At 40.5% G+C, this 19,384-nt stretch carries 20 protein-coding genes; 13 read left to right on the forward strand and 7 right to left on the reverse strand.

All coding sequences use genetic code 11. The features are described 5' to 3' along the window. Positions 1–6 precede the first annotated feature (6 nt). The 4 genes from OM33_RS06430 (at position 7) to OM33_RS06445 (ending at position 3,912) form a co-directional block, all read left to right on the forward strand. Complete coding sequence (locus OM33_RS06430) at positions 7–639, forward strand: YfgM family protein (protein ID WP_038640147.1); 633 nt, start codon at positions 7–9, stop codon at positions 637–639. Between the two features lie 7 nt (positions 640–646). Beyond that, complete coding sequence (gene bamB, locus OM33_RS06435; protein WP_038640149.1) at positions 647–1,834, forward strand: outer membrane protein assembly factor BamB; 1,188 nt, start codon at positions 647–649, stop codon at positions 1,832–1,834. Between the two features lie 92 nt (positions 1,835–1,926). Continuing rightward, complete coding sequence (der, locus tag OM33_RS06440; RefSeq protein ID WP_038640151.1) at positions 1,927–3,405, forward strand: ribosome biogenesis GTPase Der; 1,479 nt, start codon at positions 1,927–1,929, stop codon at positions 3,403–3,405. A 129-nt stretch (positions 3,406–3,534) separates the two neighbouring features. After that, positions 3,535–3,912 carry a VOC family protein gene (locus tag OM33_RS06445; RefSeq protein WP_038640153.1) on the forward strand — a complete coding sequence of 126 codons (378 nt, stop codon included), beginning with the start codon at positions 3,535–3,537 and terminating at the stop codon, positions 3,910–3,912. Here OM33_RS06445 and OM33_RS06450 read toward each other — a convergent pair. After that, positions 3,892–4,743: an alpha/beta fold hydrolase gene (locus OM33_RS06450; RefSeq protein ID WP_038640155.1), complete on the reverse strand. Its 852-nt coding sequence runs from the start codon at positions 4,741–4,743 to the stop codon at positions 3,892–3,894. The genes OM33_RS06445 and OM33_RS06450 overlap by 21 nt on opposite strands. A gap of 7 nt (positions 4,744–4,750) precedes the next feature. Beyond that, positions 4,751–5,335 (reverse strand): TetR/AcrR family transcriptional regulator, encoded by a 585-nt coding sequence (locus OM33_RS06455; RefSeq protein WP_038640156.1) that lies wholly within the window; start codon positions 5,333–5,335, stop codon positions 4,751–4,753. Between the two features lie 127 nt (positions 5,336–5,462). On the opposite strand from OM33_RS06455, the gene OM33_RS06460 reads away from it, so the two are divergent. Then, a complete protein-coding gene (locus tag OM33_RS06460; RefSeq protein WP_038640159.1) occupies positions 5,463–6,401 on the forward strand; it encodes a GAF domain-containing protein in 939 nt (312 codons plus the stop codon). 8 nt (positions 6,402–6,409) lie between these two features. Here the strand turns inward: OM33_RS06460 and argE are convergent, their stop codons facing one another. Next, entirely contained in the window at positions 6,410–7,570 is a 1,161-nt protein-coding gene (gene argE, locus OM33_RS06465) for an acetylornithine deacetylase (protein ID WP_038640161.1), read from the reverse strand. Between the two features lie 195 nt (positions 7,571–7,765). Here argE and argC point away from each other — a divergent pair, with 195 nt between their 5' ends. The 7 genes from argC to OM33_RS06500 all read left to right on the forward strand — a co-directional run bounded on the left by argC (position 7,766) and on the right by OM33_RS06500 (position 14,753). After that, the gene (gene argC / locus OM33_RS06470) at positions 7,766–8,782 is read left to right on the forward strand and encodes an N-acetyl-gamma-glutamyl-phosphate reductase (RefSeq protein WP_038640163.1); all 1,017 of its coding nucleotides are present in this window, start codon (positions 7,766–7,768) and stop codon (positions 8,780–8,782) included. Beyond that, a complete protein-coding gene (gene argB, locus OM33_RS06475) occupies positions 8,775–9,536 on the forward strand; it encodes an acetylglutamate kinase (RefSeq protein ID WP_038640165.1) in 762 nt (253 codons plus the stop codon). Before argC ends, argB begins: the two co-directional genes overlap by 8 nt. 8 nt (positions 9,537–9,544) lie before the next feature. After that, entirely contained in the window at positions 9,545–10,465 is a 921-nt protein-coding gene (locus OM33_RS06480; protein WP_038640167.1) for an ornithine carbamoyltransferase, read from the forward strand. Positions 10,466–10,477: 12 nt separating this feature from the next. After that, positions 10,478–11,680 carry an argininosuccinate synthase gene (locus OM33_RS06485; RefSeq protein ID WP_038640169.1) on the forward strand — a complete coding sequence of 401 codons (1,203 nt, stop codon included), beginning with the start codon at positions 10,478–10,480 and terminating at the stop codon, positions 11,678–11,680. A 31-nt stretch (positions 11,681–11,711) separates the two neighbouring features. Continuing rightward, positions 11,712–13,577: an argininosuccinate lyase gene (gene argH, locus OM33_RS06490; protein ID WP_038640171.1), complete on the forward strand. Its 1,866-nt coding sequence runs from the start codon at positions 11,712–11,714 to the stop codon at positions 13,575–13,577. 373 nt (positions 13,578–13,950) lie between these two features. Beyond that, positions 13,951–14,151, forward strand: a complete 201-nt coding sequence (locus OM33_RS06495; protein ID WP_038640173.1) for a hypothetical protein — start codon at positions 13,951–13,953, stop codon at positions 14,149–14,151. Between the two features lie 17 nt (positions 14,152–14,168). Then, a complete protein-coding gene (locus OM33_RS06500) occupies positions 14,169–14,753 on the forward strand; it encodes a hypothetical protein (RefSeq protein WP_052140919.1) in 585 nt (194 codons plus the stop codon). 44 nt (positions 14,754–14,797) lie between these two features. Here OM33_RS06500 and OM33_RS06505 read toward each other — a convergent pair whose 3' ends face one another. Both OM33_RS06505 and coaD read right to left on the reverse strand, forming a co-directional pair. Beyond that, on the reverse strand, positions 14,798–16,228 hold the full coding sequence (locus tag OM33_RS06505; protein ID WP_038640175.1) for a capsule assembly Wzi family protein: 1,431 nt from the start codon (positions 16,226–16,228) through the stop codon (positions 14,798–14,800). Then, a complete protein-coding gene (gene coaD / locus OM33_RS06510) occupies positions 16,225–16,707 on the reverse strand; it encodes a pantetheine-phosphate adenylyltransferase (RefSeq protein WP_038640177.1) in 483 nt (160 codons plus the stop codon). Before coaD ends, OM33_RS06505 begins: the two co-directional genes overlap by 4 nt. A 146-nt stretch (positions 16,708–16,853) precedes the next feature. Here coaD and OM33_RS06515 point away from each other — a divergent pair, with 146 nt between their 5' ends. After that, positions 16,854–17,510 (forward strand): TetR/AcrR family transcriptional regulator, encoded by a 657-nt coding sequence (locus OM33_RS06515; RefSeq protein WP_038640178.1) that lies wholly within the window; start codon positions 16,854–16,856, stop codon positions 17,508–17,510. Here OM33_RS06515 and OM33_RS06520 read toward each other — a convergent pair. Both OM33_RS06520 and waaA read right to left on the reverse strand, forming a co-directional pair. Further along, positions 17,507–18,058, reverse strand: coding sequence for a DUF1415 domain-containing protein (locus tag OM33_RS06520; protein WP_038640180.1), 552 nt, complete (start codon positions 18,056–18,058; stop codon positions 17,507–17,509). The genes OM33_RS06515 and OM33_RS06520 overlap by 4 nt on opposite strands. Continuing rightward, complete coding sequence (waaA, locus tag OM33_RS06525) at positions 18,039–19,307, reverse strand: lipid IV(A) 3-deoxy-D-manno-octulosonic acid transferase (protein ID WP_038640183.1); 1,269 nt, start codon at positions 19,305–19,307, stop codon at positions 18,039–18,041. Before waaA ends, OM33_RS06520 begins: the two co-directional genes overlap by 20 nt. Positions 19,308–19,384: the final 77 nt, after the last annotated feature.

The following is a 19,384-nucleotide window of genomic DNA, read 5'->3' on the forward strand; positions in this document are numbered from 1 at the left end:
GTTAGAATGGAAATTTATTCAACAGAAGAACAACAAGCAGAAGCAATAAAACGATTTTTCCGTGAAAATGGCGCATCATTAATTGCCGGTGTAGTGATTGGTTTAGGTGGTCTATATGGTTGGAAAGCATACAACCAATCGCAAATTGACAGTGCAGAAGCAGCATCTGATGCTTACACACAGCTAATTTCAACTGCTGGCCAAGATAATTCAGAAGTATTAGCGAAATCGGATGCGTTTTTAGCAGAGTATAAAGATTCAAGCTATGCCGTATTAGCAGCGTTTGTTACAGCGCGTGAAGCTGTTGATGCAAAAAATTACGCTGTAGCAAAAGAAAAATTAGAATGGATTGTTGCTAACTCATCTCAAGCTGAATTAAAAGCGGTTGCTGCAACGCGTATTGCACGTATCGAGCTTGCTGAAGCAAACTATGACGCAGCATTAGCAAAATTAAATGGTGCTTTTCCAGCAGCATTCAAATCACAAGTTGAAGAGTTGAAAGGTGATATTTACTTAGCTAAAGAAGACAAAGACAATGCACGTCTAGCGTATCAAGCTGCAATTGATGCCGCTGGTGACGCGCCAAGTCAATTGCTTCAAGTTAAATTGGATAATCTTGCCGTTGCACAGTCGCTATAGGTGATTTATGAAAAAAATTACCTTAGCAAGCTTGCTATTACTGACCTTAGGGTTGGCTGGCTGTTCGTCGAGTGAAGATGACGAGGACGAATTAAAGCTGCCTGAAATTGTTAATCAATTTGAAGCCAAAAGCGTTTGGCAAACCAGTGTTGGCTCAGGCGTAGAGCATTATTTCTCACGTCTTTCGCCTGTTGTTTACAAAGACACTGTGTATGTTGCATCGCGTCGCGGCGAAATAAAAGCAATTGATATCAATACTGGTAAAGAGCTTTGGCGTACAGATGTGCGTGAAAACCCTGCATTTTGGCCGTGGGCTGATGATGACAGCGCCAAATTATCAGGTGGTTTGAGTGAAGCTTATGGCAAAGTATATGTTGGTACTGAACGTGGTGAAGTGATTGCACTTGATCGTGAAACCGGTGAACTTGCTTGGCGTAAAAAGGTACCTGGTGAAGCACTTTCAGCACCTGCTGCAGGCGATGGTTTAATTTATGTAAACCTTGGCTCAGGCAAACTTGTAGCACTTCATCCTGATGAAGGTGAGCAGCGCTGGGTTTATGAGCATGAAGTACCAGCCTTAACGTTACGTGGTATTAGTTCACCACAGTCAGCAAATGGCGGCGTTATTTTCGGTGAAGAAAATGGCAAGTTATCTGTCGTGATTTCTGAAAATGGCTTTTTAGCATGGCAAGCGGATGTTGCTGTGCCGCAGGGGACATCTGAATTTGAGCGTTTAGCAGATGTAGACACGCAACCAATTATTCAAGGTTCAACAGTCTATTCTCTGGCTTACAACGGCAATTTGGTTGCTGTTGATGTGCGCAGTGGAAACGTACTTTGGAAGCGTGAGTACAGTGGTTACCGCGACTTTACCCTTGATGGCCGAAATATCTATTTGGTAGATAGTGAAGGTTCTATCTATGCTTTAGATGCAAGCTCAGGTATTGAACGTTGGAGTCAGCCAGCATTAAATGGTTGGTTTTTAACTGGTCCAACGGTATTTGGTAACTACTTAGTAACTGGTGATCAAGAAGGAAATCTGCACTGGTTAGATAAAGAAACAGGTGATCTTGTTTCACGTAGTGAATTCGATAGTTCTGGTTTTTATGTTGAACCAGTCACTGCGGGTGACAAATTAATTGTTATTACCCGTGACGGTGAAGTTAGCTTAGTTAACTTACCACTAGCGAATTAATAATTTACTGCCAAGTGTGACTTGGCAAATTGAAGGCTTCGTTACGGCTTGCACTGGACGAAGCCTTTTGTTGTTTATTTAAGAGGTTGAATATGCTTCCTGTGATTGCCCTTGTGGGTCGTCCTAATGTTGGGAAATCAACATTATTTAATCGGTTAACGCGTACGCGTGATGCCCTTGTAGCGGACTTCCCAGGTCTAACACGTGATCGTAAATATGGCCAAGCAAGTTATGAAGATTATGAATTCATTCTAGTCGATACTGGCGGTATTGATGGTTCTGAGCAGGGCATTGAGTCAGAAATGGCAGAGCAGTCGTTATTAGCGATTGAAGAAGCTGACATCGTGATGTTTTTAGTAGATGCCAGAGCGGGCTTAACAGCGTCTGATATTGGCATTGCTGACCACTTACGTAAACAGCAAAAGAAAGTATTTGTTGTTGCAAATAAAATTGACGGTATTGATGCGGATTCTAACTGTGCTGAATTTTATCAGCTTGCACTAGGTGAAGTGTACCAAATTGCGGCAGCTCACGGTCGTGGTATTACGTCATTACTTGATACTGCACTGCAGCCAGTGATTGCAGAATATGCTGAAGCGTATCGTGCAGCAAATCCTGAAGAATTTGAAGATGAATTAGTTGATTCACTTTATGATGATGAAAATGATGGCGAAGACGTTGATGGTGAGCGCCCAGATAAGCCTGTAAAGCTTGCGATTATCGGTCGCCCTAATGTGGGTAAGTCTACCCTTACTAACCGTATTTTAGGTGAAGAACGTGTAATTGTTTATGATATGCCTGGCACCACGCGTGACTCAGTGTATATTCCAATGACACGTAATGAGAAAGAATACGTACTGATTGATACCGCAGGAGTACGAAAACGTAAAAAAGTATCGGACGTTGTTGAAAAGTTCTCGGTAATCAAAACATTGAAAGCCATTGAAGATGCAAACGTTGTGTTATTGGTAATTGATGCACGCGAAGGTATTAGTGACCAAGACTTAAGCTTATTAGGTTATACGCTTAACGCAGGTCGTTCATTGGTGATTGCGGTTAACAAATGGGATGGTTTGGATACTGATGTAAAAGATCGCATTAAATCAGAGCTTGATCGTCGATTAGGCTTTATTGATTTTGCCCGTATTCATTTTATCTCTGCGCTTCATGGCACTGGTGTAGGCCACTTATTTGAATCAGTTGATGAAGCATATGAGTCAGCAACTAAGCGCATTAGTACAGCGATGCTACGTCGTATTATGGATATGGCGCAAGCTGATCACCAACCGCCTTTAGTACGCGGTCGTCGTGTTAAGCTTAAATATGCGCACGCGGGGGGATATAACCCACCAATTATCGTTATTCACGGTAACCAAGTGAAAGACCTGCCAGACTCTTATAAGCGCTACATGATGAATTACTATCGTAAAGCGCTTAAAGTAATGGGCACGCCAATCAAAATTGAATTTAGAGAAGGCGATAACCCATACGCTGGTCGTACTAATAAAATGACGCTTTCACAGCAAAGGCAGCGCAAGCGTATTGCTAAAATGTATAGCAAAAAGCCTTAATTTTAGATTTGTTTAAAAAAGCACCTAACAGGTGCTTTTTTCGTATGTGATGAAGGAAATAGCTGCAATTTACGGCAGTTGTGTGCTAATAATTAGACAATAAGAATAATTAATCATCACCTTTTATACATGGACTACTTAAAAACAGTCATCTATGTCGATAATGTTGAAGAGACACTCGATTTCTATTTTCAAGCATTTGCTATCAACACTGCGCAGCTCGACGAAGATGGTCAGTACGGCGAATTAGACTTTCAAGGCGCTAGAATCGCTTTTGCATCTCACCCATTGGCACAATCTCATTTCAAACAAAGCTATATTCGTGCGCAACCCAAGCAACCAGCGCTGGGATTTGAGTTAGTGTTGCATGTAGAAGATATTAATCTTGCGTTTACCAAAGCAGTTGAGGCAGGTGCAGAACCTCTTTCTGCACCGAATGAAATGGAAGGTAAAAACCTTGCTTATGTGCGCTCTATTGAAGGCACGTTAATCGCGCTTTGCGAGTAAACTCTCTTTGATGAATTGCCATGTCTCGTCGGAGTTTATAATGCGTCCATGGCCTAAGTTGTTGACCGCTTTAAGCTTGATATGTGAATGTTTTAGAGCCTGTTCACGAGTTAAATCAAATTGTGCAAATCGATCTTTTTGGTCGTGAATAATATGAATAGGGTGTGTGTGCCCTGTGATATGTTGTTCAGGTAAAATCTCTCCAAAACGCATCTTGTGCTCACTTTCAACGCTTTTAAGCACGCCACTAAACAGGCTTTTATGAATACCTGTATTTAAAATACGCGCTTCAAAAGAATCATAAAAACCAAATGTAGGGGCGATTAAAAAGTGAGGAATATCCTTGCTAACGTTCAGTGCTGCAATTGTGCCCATTGAATGGCTGATCAGTGCTTTCGGTTTGTCAAAACTTGCGATAACCGATTTTAACCCTTTTATAAACAAGGGTAAGTTTGCAAACTTACCGTCGCTATCGCCATGTGCATAATGATCAAATGCAATTGCACGATAGCCACTTGTTGCTACTTTTTCCATTAAGGGTAAAAACTGTTGGCTGCTACCAGACCAGCCGTGTGTAAAAATCACTTCGGGTCCGCTTCCAATTGATAAAAGGTGCAATTCGCCATCAGGTGTTGCAAGTTTTTGCGAACTAAATTGTGGTGATAATGCATTTCTTTTGCGGTTTTTGGCGGGGGTTAACAATAACTTTCTGGTCTGTTTAAATGCAAACTTTGGCGCAACTTTTAGCGCGCTAGTTGAAGCCGCTTTTATAAGGTAGTAACTAAGTGGTTTGCGCTTAGCTGATGATGAAAAGTAAATTTTACTGCTCATAAATTTCCTATGCGCTATGACGCGCGATTAATTGATTCAAAGCATATTTAAAACGGCTATGCTGGTTATCCTCTACGCCAAGCCATGACATGCTCTGACTACCTAAATAAAGAGCATATAACTCAAATACAAATTGTTCAGCGTTAACATCTTGTTTGAACTGGCCGCTTTTTATTACCAGGCTAACTTTGTGGTTTAAATAACTTAACCAATTAGCGAGATCCTGTTTTACCTGGTCATGAACAGCGCCCGGTTGATCGTCAAATTCAACCGCGGCAGAAATAAAAATACAGGTCTTGGCTTGATTTTCGTACCAGTCTAACCAGTTATCACACAGTGAAAGTAACTGGCCTAATGGATCTAATTCACGATTGATTGGCTTAACGACAATGCTTTGAAATAACTCATTGGCAAATGTAAGTACATTTAACTGCAAAGCTTCTTTTGATTTAAAGTGTGCAAACAAACCTGATTTAGACATTCCTGTGGCAACCGCAAGGCCACCTATAGTGAGATTATCTAAGCTTGATTGCGTAGCAATATTTAATGCGGTTGCAAGGATTTGTTGCTTCGTTTCTTGACCTTTACCCATAAAAGCACGCTCGTTCTATTTTTTGTGATAATAGCACGATCGTACTTAAAGTAAATGATGAAACTTTGGATCTTTGCCTTTTGCTTACACTGACTATACTAGGAGTATTAAAAAGAGGATTATTTCGATGCTGCCACCCGATTCTTCGGCCAATGAAAATATAAGAATTAAAACATTACAAAGTTTGAACGTGCTTGATACTCCAGCAGAAGAACGTTTAGACAGAATTACCCAAATTGCAGCTAATATGTTTGATGTACCCATCGCGTTAGTATCATTAGTCGATAGCGAGCGGCAATGGTTCAAATCATGTATCGGCTTAGAGGTAAGTGAAACGGCAAGAGATATCTCTTTTTGCGGCCATGCGATTTTAAGTGACAAGGCATTTGTCGTAAATAACACGCTAGATGACAGCCGCTTTGCTGACAATCCTTTAGTGACGGGTGAACCGTTTATTCGTTTTTACGCTGGTATTCCACTCGCGCATGAAAATGGTGAACGGTTAGGTACTTTATGTATTATCGACACTAAACCTCGCGATTTCAGCACTGATGATATCGCATTATTGCGAGAGCTTGCTGTATTGGTTGAGCTTGAGCTTGTTCACAAAATAAATTACACCATGGATGAGGTGACGGGTTTGTCAAATAAAGCTGGCTTTAAATTGTTGGCACCAGTGAGTTTAAAGGTCTGTCAAAAACTGAATCTGAAAGTGTCTGTGGTTTACCTTTTTATGAAAGGGTTGCTGAGCATTCAGCATGATACAGAAAAATATAATGACTTTTTACGCTCTGCAGCCAAAGTATTTAAAACTAATTTCAGAGCGACAGATTTAATTGCGCATTATGATGAAAATGGCTTTGTTGCGCTTGTAAGTAATGCAAATAAAGCAAACACTCAAGTGAAAATTGATAGTTTAGTAAAACAGTTAAATCAACTCAGTTATACCAAGGGAAATGAGCTGCAGGTCGAGTTTATTACTGGGGTGATTGATAGCTCACCATTTTGTGATATTGATGAGCTTATTTTTAATGCCTTTTTAAAACTTCATGAGCAGCTGAGTTAACCAAACAGTTAGATAAAACACGATTTAAAAATCAGTTGCTTAATAATCTCTTGGCTTGGTTTTATTTTTTCCATAGCTAAATATTCATCGGGCTGATGCGCATGTTGAATCGAACCAGGTCCCATTACAATCGTTTCACATCCCAGTTGCTGTAAAAAAGGGGCTTCGGTGCAATAATTAACGGCCTGAGCTTTTTCACCAGAAAGTTGTTCTGCTAATTTTACTAAACTACTATCCGTGCTGCCTGAGAATGCAGGGATAGGATCATGCAAATCAATTACGGCAACTGCATTTGGGTATTTGTTATTGATAGGCGCTACTGCTTGTAACAACATCGCTTGTAATTCAGCTATGCTAATGCCTGGGATTGGGCGCATATCAATGTGTAGTTCGCAACAACCACAAATACGGTTAGCATTGTCGCCACCATGAATATGTCCAAGGTTTAAAGTTGGGTAAGGAATCTTAAAATCTGGAAATGAATATTTATTCTTTATTTCTTCTTTTAATTTTAATAGCTGTGAAATAACAAGATTCATCACTTCTATGGCATTCAAGCCCGCCTCAGGATCTGAACTATGGCCAGCTTTCCCCGTAATACGAATCGCTGTCGACATATGCCCTTTGTGGGTATAGACAGGTACCATATCAGTGGGTTCGCCAATAACACATCGCGCAGGTTTTAATGAGTTTTGTTTGGCGATTTCAATCGCTCCTGCCATAGTCGTTTCTTCGTCGGCGGTTGCTAATATAGTTATTGGTTGCTTAATGTTTTCTAATCCAACGTCAGCATCGATTTCTTGCAATGCATTAATAACAAATGCAAAAAAGCCTTTCATGTCAATGCTGCCAAGTCCAAATAGTTTGTTGTCCTGCTCACTAAGTTTAAACGGGTCGAATTGCCAGCGGCTGTCATCAAATGGCACTGTATCAGTGTGACCTGCAAGCATTAAACCACCATCACCGGTCCCTAGTTTTGCCGCTAAATTGTACTTTCCGGGACTTGTCTCAAGTTCTGTAATTTCAACATTAAAGCCAATTGACTGACACCAATTTGCTAATAAATTGATGACTTCGCGGTTACTCATATCAAGTGATGGCACTGTTGCACTGATTGATGGTGCGGCAATTAAGGCACCATACATTTCAAGAAATTTTAATTGTGGCATTGTAGACTCAAAAAAAGTTATAAATAATTATGCAAAAAAGTTGAATATAAATTTACATTGGTTTATTCTGCGATTCAATTCATTATTTTGAAATATTTAGTACCGAGACTAACAGCATGTATAAATCAATGTTACGACGATAGCACCTTTTTAAAACTTGTTTTAATAACCCTTTTTTAGCTTTTAGGAATAAATATGAATATCGTTATCGTTGGTGCAAGTGGTTACTCAGGTGCTGAACTTGCCAAATTAATATCTCTGCATGATTCGCTTAATTTAGTGGGTATGTATGTCTCTGAAAATAGCCTTGATAAAGATAAGGCACTTGCCAGCCTTTACCCAGAATTAAATGGTTTAGTGGACGGAATTCTTTCACCGCTGACGCAAGATGCACTCAATGTTATTAGTCAAAATGCCGATGCAGTTTGCTTATGCACTGAACATTCGGTGAGCGTGGAGCTTGCGCCTAAGTTTTTAGCTATGGGCAAAAAAGTGTTTGATTTATCGGGTGGTTTTCGTCTGTCATCAAATGAAGACTATGAGAATTATTATGGCTTTAAACACACCAGCCCTGAATTACTTGAGCAAGCTGTTTATGGTCTTGTTGAGTGGCAAAAAGAGCAAATCAAAAACGCTCAGTTAGTGGCTGTTCCTGGTTGTTATCCAACGGCTGCACTCAATGCTTTAAAACCATTAAAGCAAGCAGGGTTGCTTACTGACGATACTGTCATTATTAATGCTGTTTCTGGGGTTACGGGGGCTGGCCGTAAAGCCAATGTCGCAACCCATTTTTGCGAAGTAAGCTTAAAACCTTACGGTTTATTTAACCACAGACATGGCCCAGAAATTGAAAAATACCTTGGCCACAAGGTGTTGTTTACACCGCACTTAGGCAATTTTAAGCGCGGTATTCTTGAAACCATTTACGTCAAAGTAAAACCAGGCACTACTGCCAAGCAAATCGCAGCATCATATCAAGTACTTGCTGATGAACCATTAATTCGTTTACTTGGCGATGCAATTCCGTCAATTAAAGGTGTTGAAAATTCACCTTTTGTTGATATCGGTTGGCAGTTACAAGGCGACCAACTCATTGTGATTTCTGCAATTGATAATTTATTAAAAGGCGCCTCTGGCCAAGCGCTCCAATGTATTAATTTAACTTTAGGTTTGCCGGCACATACCGGTTTTCAAGGAGTGAAACATGGCTAATTGGGTAATTAAGCTAGGTGGTGCCGTATTAAATAATATTGAAGCTGCAAAAGCACTTATTGATGTCTTGCATCAAAAGCCAGAAGACAAGTTTATTTTAGTGCATGGCGGTGGGTCGCTTGTTGATAGTTGGTTAAGTGATGCAGGGTTTGTCACTTCAAAACATCTCGGTCTGCGTATTAGCCCGCGTGAACAAATGCCTTATATTGTGGGTGCGTTAGCAGGCTGCGCAAATAAACAATTAATGGGCGCTGCAATTAGCAATGGTTTTAAACCTGTTGGTTTAAGTCTTTTTGAAGCAGGTCTTGTTAGCGAACAAAAGCTAAAAGCCCTTGGACAAGTTGGCACCTGCATTGAAAACGATGCCAGCATTCTTAAGTCACTACTTGATGCAGGGTGTTTTCCAATTGTGAGTTCAATTGGTTTTGACCTTGAAGGCAATTGGTACAACGTAAATGCCGATGAAGCGGCGGCAAGTATCGCGCAGTTACTTGACGCAGAACTTATTTTTATGACAGATGTGGAAGCGGTGTTAGATAACAAGCTCAATCCATTACATCAGTTATCAAGTGATGAAATTTCTAAACTGATTGAAGAAGGAGTCATTAAAGGTGGCATGCAGGTAAAAGTAAATACCAGCTTGCAAGCTGCTCAACATTTACGACGTGGCGTTTATATCTCGAGCTGGCAAAAGCCAGAAAACTTAATCGCATTGCTCAATGGTGAGCATGTTGGAACCAAGATTACGCCATAGGAAAAATAATGACTCAACAATTTATTACAGGCTTAGAACTAAACAAAGAAGCCAACTTAAAATTACTTAATTTAGCATTACAGATTAAAAACAACCCAACGGATTTCACTGAATCGCTAAAAGGTAAATCTGTAGTAACGTTATTTGAAAAACCAAGTTTACGTACGCGTTTGTCATTCGATATCGGTATTAACAAGCTCGGCGGGCACGCGGTTTACCTTGATCAGCAAAATGGTGCCATGGGGCAGCGTGAATCAGTAAAAGATTTTGCCCTGAATATTTCTACTTGGGCGGATGGCATTGTTGCACGGGTTATGTCGCACAGTACGCTGGAAACTCTCGGTGAGTTTTCATCTGTGCCTGTAGTGAATAGCTTGTGTGACTTATATCACCCATGCCAAGCACTTGCCGATTTTCTGACACTAACAGAAATCTACGGCGATGTAAGTCAATTAAAACTGGCCTATTTAGGTGAAGGTAATAATGTTACGCATTCTCTAATGTTATTAGCTGCAAGTCTCGGTACCGACTTTGTTGCAGTCTGCCCGAAAGGTGCCTCTCCTGATGCGCAAATTTTAAAGCAGGCTGAAGCAATCGCAGCACAAAATGGTGCGTCAGTATTGGTGAGTGACCGCATTGAAGCGGCCGTTGGCTCAAACGCACTCTACGCAGATACTTGGGTGTCAATGGGTGATAACACACCATTAGAATTGGTAAAAGAAAAGTACATGCCGTATCAAATTAATCAAAAACTGGTTGATATGACAGGCGCCTCAAGCGTACTGCATTGTCAGCCTGCACACCGTGAATTTGAAATTACCTCAGAGGTAATGGACGGTGAAAAATCATTCATAATACAACAAGCTGAAAACCGTATGCATGCGCAAAATGCATTGCTTGTAAGTTTATTAAATCCAAATTTTGTGTAAGGAATCGGTAACATGAGTTCTATTAAAAAAGTTGTACTAGCATACTCAGGTGGTCTTGATACCTCGGCTATCGTGCCATGGTTAAAAGAAAATTATAACTGTGAAGTAGTGGCATTTGTTGCCGATGTTGGTCAAGGCGCTGAAGAGTTAGAAGGCGTAGAAGCAAAAGCGATAGCATCAGGTGCGTCTGAATGCCATATCGTTGATTTAAAAGACGAGCTAGTTGCCGATTATATTTACCCAACGCTTAAAACGGGTGCAATCTATGAGGGGACTTATCTACTCGGTACGTCAATGGCACGTCCTATTATTGCTAAAGCACAAGTTGAAGTGGCACGTAAAGTAGGTGCTGATGCACTTTCTCACGGTTGTACCGGTAAAGGCAATGACCAAGTGCGTTTTGAAAGTTGTTTCGCAGCTCTTGCACCTGATTTAAAAGTAATTGCACCTTGGCGTGAGTGGGATTTATCAAGTCGTGAATCACTGCTTGATTACCTTGCTGAGCGAAATATTCCGTGCTCGGCATCTGCTACTAAAATTTATAGCCGCGATGCTAACGCATGGCATATTTCACACGAAGGTGGCGAGCTTGAAGATCCATGGTGTCAACCAAGTGACCAAGTATGGACATGGACTAATTCACCAGAGCAAGCGCCAAATGAATCTCTGCTTGTACAATTGAGCATTAAAAATGGTGAAGTGGTTGCGGTAAATGGCGAGCAAATGTCGCCGTTTCAAGTGCTTACTACGCTAAATGAAATTGCAGCACCCCATGGTATTGGTCGTGTTGATATTGTTGAAAATCGCCTAGTTGGTATGAAGTCACGTGGTTGTTATGAAACTCCAGGTGGCACAGTAATTATGGCGGCACTGCAAGCGATTGATGAGCTCGTGCTTGATAAAACCAGCCGTAAGTGGAAAGACACTCTAGCGAATGAATTTTCGCACCTTGTTTATGATGGTCGTTGGTTTACGCCACTGAAAGATTCAATCTTAGCTGCGGCAGAAGCATTTTCGACACTGGCAACGGGTGAAGTGGTATTGAAGCTCTATAAAGGTCAAGTGACGGCAGTACAAAAGCAATCGGAAAACTCTTTGTACAGCGAAGACTTTGCAACTTTCGGTGAAGATGATGTTTACGATCAATCACATGCTGAAGGGTTTATTCGTCTATTTTCATTAAGCAGTAGAATTTCTGCAATGAATAACAAGTAATCTTGCCGCGTATTTTTTAGAGGATTGAGCTATGGCACTGTGGGGCGGACGTTTTTCTTCGGGACCAGATCACGCATTTAAACAATTTAATGACTCATTGCCATTTGATTATCAAATGGCAGAAGAAGACATTATTGGTTCAATTGCTTGGGCTGGTGCATTACAGCAAGTTGATGTGCTAACAGCACAAGAACATCAACAATTAGTGACGGGGTTAAATGAACTTTTACTTGAAGTTCAGCAAAACCCGAATGCAATTGCTACGGCTGGGGATGAGGATATTCACTCGTATGTGGAAGCAAAACTAATTGAAAAGGTTGGGGATCTTGGTAAAAAACTGCACACAGGGCGCAGTCGAAATGACCAAGTCGCTACAGATTTTCGTTTGTGGAGTCGAAAAACGGTCAAACAGTTGCTAGCAGCTATCGCCTCTTTAAAAGATGCACTGGTGACACTGGCAGAAAAAGAGTTTGGTACTGTGTTACCAGGTTATACCCATTTGCAACGCGCACAGCCTGTACTATTTAGTCATTGGTGTATGGCATATTTTGAAATGCTAGAACGTGATGAAGCACGTTTAGAAAGCGCGCTAAGCCGCATTAATGTATGCCCACTTGGTTCAGGCGCACTAGCAGGTACCGCGTATGCCATTGATCGTGAACAGCTCGCGGTCAATTTAGGCTTTGATAGAGCAAGTCGCAATAGCCTTGATGCAGTATCTGATCGTGATTTTGTGGTTGAACTGTTAAGTTGTGCATCTATTTCAATGATGCATTTATCACGCCTTGCAGAAGATATGATTTTCTATAACTCTGGCGAAGCCGGATTTATTGAACTGGCTGATAGCGTGACATCGGGCTCAAGCTTGATGCCACAAAAGAAAAACCCTGATGCGTTAGAGCTCATTCGTGGTAAAACGGGCCGTGTTTTTGGCGCGTTTAGCGCCATGATGATGACGTTAAAAGCATTACCACTTGCCTATAACAAAGATATGCAAGAAGACAAAGAAGGCCTATTTGATGCAATGCCAACGTGGCTTGCCTGTATTCATATGGCTGAAGCCTGCATTAAAGGTGTGAAAGTTAACGCAGAGAAAACCAAAGCGGCAGCACAAGGCGGTCATGCGAATGCTACTGAACTAGCGGATTATCTGGTTGCCAAAGGCATTCCTTTCCGTGAAGGACATCACATTGTGGGAGAGCTCGTACAAGTGGCAATCTCTGAGGGGAAAAACCTTGAAGATTTATCAATCGCACAGTTTAAAGCTGTGTGTGATGTGATTGATGAGGATGTGTACCCTGTGCTTGAACTGCAAGCATGTTTAGATGCCCGTTTAGCATTGGGGGGTACATCGCCTACACAGGTTCAATTAGCCATTAGCAACGCAAAAAAAAACGCTGAATTTACGGTAAGGGATGCCACGCTGAATGATGTGGAAGCAATCGCTGAGTTAATTCAGTATTGGGCGCGCGAAGGTGAAAACCTACCGCGCGCAAAAAGCGATATGATCCACAGTATTAATGAATTTGCAGTAACCGAAGTGAATGGCAAAGTGACAGGGTGTGCATCACTGTATATTTACGATACCGGTCTTGCAGAAATTCGCTCGCTTGGGGTAAATCCTGAGTCAAGTGTTAAAGGACAGGGACGAGCGCTGGTAAATCACCTCATTGAAAAAGGCGCTAAGCTTGCCTTAGGACGCATTATTGTATTAACACGTGTACCAGGCTTCTTCACTAAGTTAGGCTTTGCCGATAGTCATAAATCTCAGTTACCCGAAAAGGTGATGAAAGACTGCGAACTTTGTTTACGCAAAGATAATTGCGATGAGGTGGCAATGGATTACCGCATCGCTAGGCCGAATGAACTGCGCATCGAGTGCCGTAACGTCGCCTAATACGTTTTCAAACTTTATTGTTTAACGCCATAAAAAGCACAGCAGTTTTCTGCTGTGCTTTTTTATTGTAATTTAAGTTTTGTACTATAATTAGGTACATGTTGGCGAGAGTGAAATAAATAAAATTAATGGCTAAGTTAATATGCATTTTTGTTAAATGGTCATATAAATCAGTTAATTAAAATTAATCCTTTGTTCGTATATTGAGTTTCATTCGCATTTCTGGATCGCTAATTGCTTTTATTCGTGCACCTGATGTTAAGTTGTCAGAAAAATGACAATTTAAGGCCCCTAAGTAGGTGAGGAGTACAAACAAAAATAATAAGGACACTTAGGGTCATCTTTAAAAATTAGTTTTATAAGGAATAGAAAAATGCAAATTAACGGTACAAACAGCTTAAATGCTATGCAATATGCGCAAATGCAAAACACTCAAACAAATACTGTTAAATCAGAGTCTTCACAAAACACCCTACAAAGTGATAAGGTAACTTTATCGGCGGAGGCATTAGGTATGACTCCTGAACTACGTCGCGGTGGTGGTAATGTAATCACTAAACGCGAGGAAGACTAATCCGTTAAAGGACATGAATGTTTTTTGATATGAACCTTGCTCCATTTTTTGGCGCATTTATGACATGGGGCTTTTTAATTGGCTTTTTGTTTAATGTGTTTGGTAAGGTTTTAGGTTTTAAAGATAGTTATTCAGTAATTATCTCAGCGCTAGTTGTATTCATGTCCTATTTTATCAGCGATCATATCTTTGAGTTCGACACCACAACTCGCGTTTACCTGCAATGGATGACACAAGATATCCTTACAATAACAACAATCTTTTTTATTCATAAGCTTTTCAGAATACAACACCATCGCGCTTCATACTATGTTTACCTAGGACTCACATTAAATGGTTTGATGTTTTATTTGATGTGGGTGGATATTCAGGTATTAGCTAATCAAGATCCTTGGTGGTTCTGGAGTGTTTACTCATTTGGTATAAACATTATTGATTATGCAATGATCATTACATTAATTGTAGGCAGAGACTGGCTAGGCTTAGTGCGTTTAGGGCGCTTTATTCGAGATAGTATTTTGGTCAGAAAGAGCCGCTTAAAGTTTAAAGCAAAAGAACATCAGAACGAAAAGCAAATACCTCATAATATGCTACAAGCATAATTGTTTTTCATTCTTTAAAGTCCCATCTAATCTATGTAGATTAATTAAAAGCGATACTCCCAGCTTCCACTTATCGCAAACTCAGTGTCTGAAGTAGTTTCCAGCTTATCTCGCCAAGATGTGGCTTTAAGTTTTAATAAACCGTTTAACAACCCTTGTTGATAACCCACCTCTAACTGCAAGCGTTTTGATATGTGACTATCAGTGCTATTGGCATTTGTAAAATCAAGCTGGCGTAATTTTATAAACCCAGCGTAACCTTTTGTTGTTTGATAGCTTGTTGCAAGCGTAATACTTTCGACATTTGCCCCAATACTCGCTGCAATATTATCACCTAAATGGGCATAGCCTTGCTCGTAGTATTGGTGTTGATACTGACAGTGACTGACTTCATTGGCAAAGCTGCAATTCGATACGGTATCGGAGTACTCAATATAGCTTTTGACTAAGTAATCTTTAGCACCAAAAAAATGCTCGGCGCCAATACTAAACATGGTGTCTTCAGGTAAAAAACTCAGCTCATTTGTACCTGCGTATTCGCCATAAAACGCCATTGATTGATTTAAGAGGCGAGTACTATATTTGATATCGAGGCTAGTGAGTTGGTTATATTCATTCACACCTAGATTGTCGAGTTTATTTTTGGTGAGAATCACATCTGATAAGGCGCCAAAACCGTGATCGGCATTAGGGCTGTCAAACTGTGCGGTTTGGTTAATACCAATCTCTAAGCCACTAATTGGCGTTGATGAAAAACGCATCGCCCAGAAGAGGTTATCTTTACCATCGTTTTTTGGGTATTTATCTTGGCCGACAAAGGCTGAAAAATTCCATGGGCCAATAAATGAAAGAAAACTTGGACCGTAGTAATCGGTATTTAAACGGCTAAAACGAATACCTGGCATTGGATCGGCATTGTTGGAAAGTAGCAATGCATTATCATTACTTGGGCCAAACCATCTATTGACCTGCTCAAGGCTCACACTCCAGTTACCATAAAGTACCGCTAAGTATGACCCGTCATAATTAAGCTCTTTTTGGCTGGTGGCGTCTTTGTTATACCCAATTGATACTTTCGCTGTTACACGATCACCCATTAACACTGACGTGCCTTGAATATTCGCTTTATGCTTATTTCGCTCGCCAAAACTCTGAAGTGAGTTAGCTTCGCTGTTACCACTCACTTTTACAGAGGAGTAACTACCAGATTTAGCAACATGAAGGGCATGTTGTACTCTGCGCAGCGCAAAAAGGCCATCATCTGACAACGCGCTTTTATTAATCTGTGATAAGTCTTGAGCAATACCTTGCCACATTAATGGGTAACTATTTACAGGGCGATTAATCGCACCTTCGCTAACTAGTTGCTCAATGGCTGCGCGCAAAAAAGGGTCGTCGGTGCCAATCCAAGGCTCTGCAAATACGTTTGCTGCAAATACTAAACTACATGAAGCAGCAAGGTGAGTTAACTTCATTTTGCCAGTTTTTCCTTAAGGGCAGTTACAACAATTGGGTCAACAAATTCACTGACATCACCGCCGTGAATTGCTACATCTTTTACTAAGCTTGAGGAGATAAACGAATTGTTTTCTGCAGGTGTTAGAAATACCGTTTCAAGATCTTTGTTTAAACGACGGTTCATGCTGGCTAATTGAAATTCAAATTCAAAGTCAGATACAGCGCGAACTCCACGAACAAGTACTTGTGCATTATGTTCTTTTGCTAAGTCGGCCAGCAAGCCCGAAAATCCCAGTACAGTGACATTTTTGTGTTCTGCTAATACAGATTTTGCAATTTCAACACGTTGTTCTAACTCGAAAAATGGTTTTTTATTTGGATTGTAAGCGATAGCTAAAATAACTTCATCGAAGAGTTTAGCTGCGCGCTTAACTAAATCAGTGTGACCATTGGTGATAGGATCAAAGGTGCCAGGATAAATTGCTTTTACTTTCATGATAACTGTAACTGAGTGATGATTCAGGCATTTTATCAAGCTTTAATTGGAATACCAATTAACAGGTTAGACTATTTTGTCAATTGGTATTCATGACAAGATTGTTTATACTGCGGCGATAATATACAGGCGAAATTAGGATAGATATGAGTACTAAGGATAAGATTATTCAAACCAGCATTGCATTATTTAACCAGTACGGTGAACGTGCAATTACCACTAACCATATTGCTTCGGAAATGGGCATTAGCCCGGGCAACCTGTATTATCACTTCAAAAATAAAGAAGATATTTTGCGTCATATTTTTGGTTTGTACAAAACCCATCTACAAGACAATTTTACCCCGATGGATAAAAATTTAGACGTAATGCCGCAACTGGCGGGCTACCTTGATTCGCTAGTGGAGTTAATGTGGCGTTTTAACTTCTTTTATAACAACTTAACGGATATCCTAAGCCGTGATAAAGAGCTTAAAGCTCAGTATCTGGAACAACAAACTCAATTAGTCGAGCAAGTTGTTGCGGTGATTAATGGCTTAAAATATGCTGAAGTCATTGTAATTGATGAAAGCGATATTGTTGAGCTTGCGCATATGGTTAAACTGACTGTCAGTTTTTGGACTCCTTATGTGAAAGCACACAGTGAAGAGAGTACGTTAACTAAGCAAGATATTTTTGGTGGGATTGTGAAAGTGATCTTGCTGTTCAAACCGTATTCACATGGCGCGGGACTTGAACAGCTGAAACAACTTCAACAAGAATATTCAAATAAACAACTCGAAGTGGCGCAAGCTGTCGCTTAATCCTTCTTTCCTGTTTGGCAGTGATTGAGTAATTGCTGCCAATATTCAATGCCTTTTTCTCTCGCAAGATTGATGTTTGTTTCTGGGATCCCTTCTGGGTCAGGGTGAATATCAAGTACGCGAGCCATTGACGCCTCTCGTATCAAATGCAATGTGGGAAAGGGAGCGCGGTTAGTGTAATTGGCTGCATCCATTTCATCGCTGTCGGCAAAGACATAGTTTGGGTGGAAGTTAGCGATCTGAATAAATCCTTCAAAACCACTTGAAACCAGCATGGCATTGGCTAGATCAACTAAATCTAAAAAAGCGTCAAAATCTTGAAAGCCTTTGCTGAAAATTTGTAAACAGGTTTCTATGTCATCATTTTCGCGCATAGCTTGTATCAGTGATAGCATCTCTATCACTGCATCTTCATGAGTCGTAGTCTGACTATCTACATAGTTAATGGTGTTATTAACTACTTCTTTTTTAGCAAAAGGGCAAAAGTTGTAGCCAACAATTACTTGGCTAACCCAGTTCTTTGTTTGCTCAGTGGGTGACAGTGTCATGGGTAATCTCGTTTTCAATAAGCGTGAGTGTTCGTTTGAGCGCACCACGATTGGCGTTTAAAATCTGATACGCATTTTCACCCAACATCTTTCGCTTTTCAGGGTCATTAGACAGACTTATTAAATTGTCAAAAAGCGCATTGGATGAATCAACACAAATGCAGGCATTACTGCTGATTAATTGCGGGTACACATGGAGAAAGTTGGTATAACTAGGGCCTGTAATAATTGGAATATTAAATGCGGCGGCTTCCAAAGGGTTGTGACCGCCTCGCTCAATTAAACTGCCACCAATAAACGCGCATTGGGACGCGCCAAACAGTACTAGCATTTCTCCCATGGTATCTGCCAGCAAAACACTTTGTCCAGTATGTGCCTCTTTACTACGTTGACTAAATGAAATGTTGTTTTGTCTCAAGTAGTCTGCAACTTTGTTAAATTGTTCTGGGTGACGAGGGGCAATAATTAAAAGTGCGTTTGGCTTTTGGGCTAATAGCGCTAAGTGAGCACTAATTACTTGTTCATATTCACCTGGGTGAGTTGAGCCTGCAATCCAAATAAATTCATGATTGGCAAGTTGCGGCTTAAGAGCTGTGATTTTATCTTCGATGGTGTCACTTACGTCAATATCAAACTTTATCGAACCAGTCACCTTGGTATTGTTATCAGCGATGCCCAATTGTAAAAAACGTTCTGCATCTTGTTGATTATGCACAGCAAGTAAATTAATAGAACGCATTATATTTTTACTCAAAGGTAAAATACGCTGGTAGCCTTTCAATGATTTTTCAGATAAGCGGGCATTAATAACACATACAGGTATATGTTGTTGCTGCGCTTTAATAATTAAGTTTGGCCATAGCTCTGTTTCTAAAATAATAATAGCTTTGGGCTTTAATGCTGCTAAAAAGCGAGTGATGGCACCGGAGAAATCAAGCGGTAAATATAGATGCTGTACACTTTCTCCAAATTGCTTTTTGATTTCGGCAGAGCCTGTCGGTGTATTGCATGTAACAGTAATGTCATACTGCTCTTTTAGTTTGTGAATTAATTTGCTTGCTGCCATTAATTCGCCAACTGATGCACAGTGAATAACAACAGTATTGCGTTTTATTGGCGAGTGGTAAAAAGCTAATCGTTCAGCCCAACGTTTACGATAGTCAGGCGCTTTTTTTCCACGCAACCACAGGTGTAAAAACACCAGAGGCGAAAGAATATATAAAACTAAGCTGTAAATTAAATGCGCCATAACACCCTCAATCAATAACGCCGCGAGTTATAACATATTTATACAATTTTTGCTGCGATAAGTGTTGGCCTTTTGTT

It is taken from the genome of Pseudoalteromonas piratica (assembly GCF_000788395.1).
Taxonomy (GTDB): Bacteria; Pseudomonadota; Gammaproteobacteria; order Enterobacterales; family Alteromonadaceae; genus Pseudoalteromonas; species Pseudoalteromonas piratica.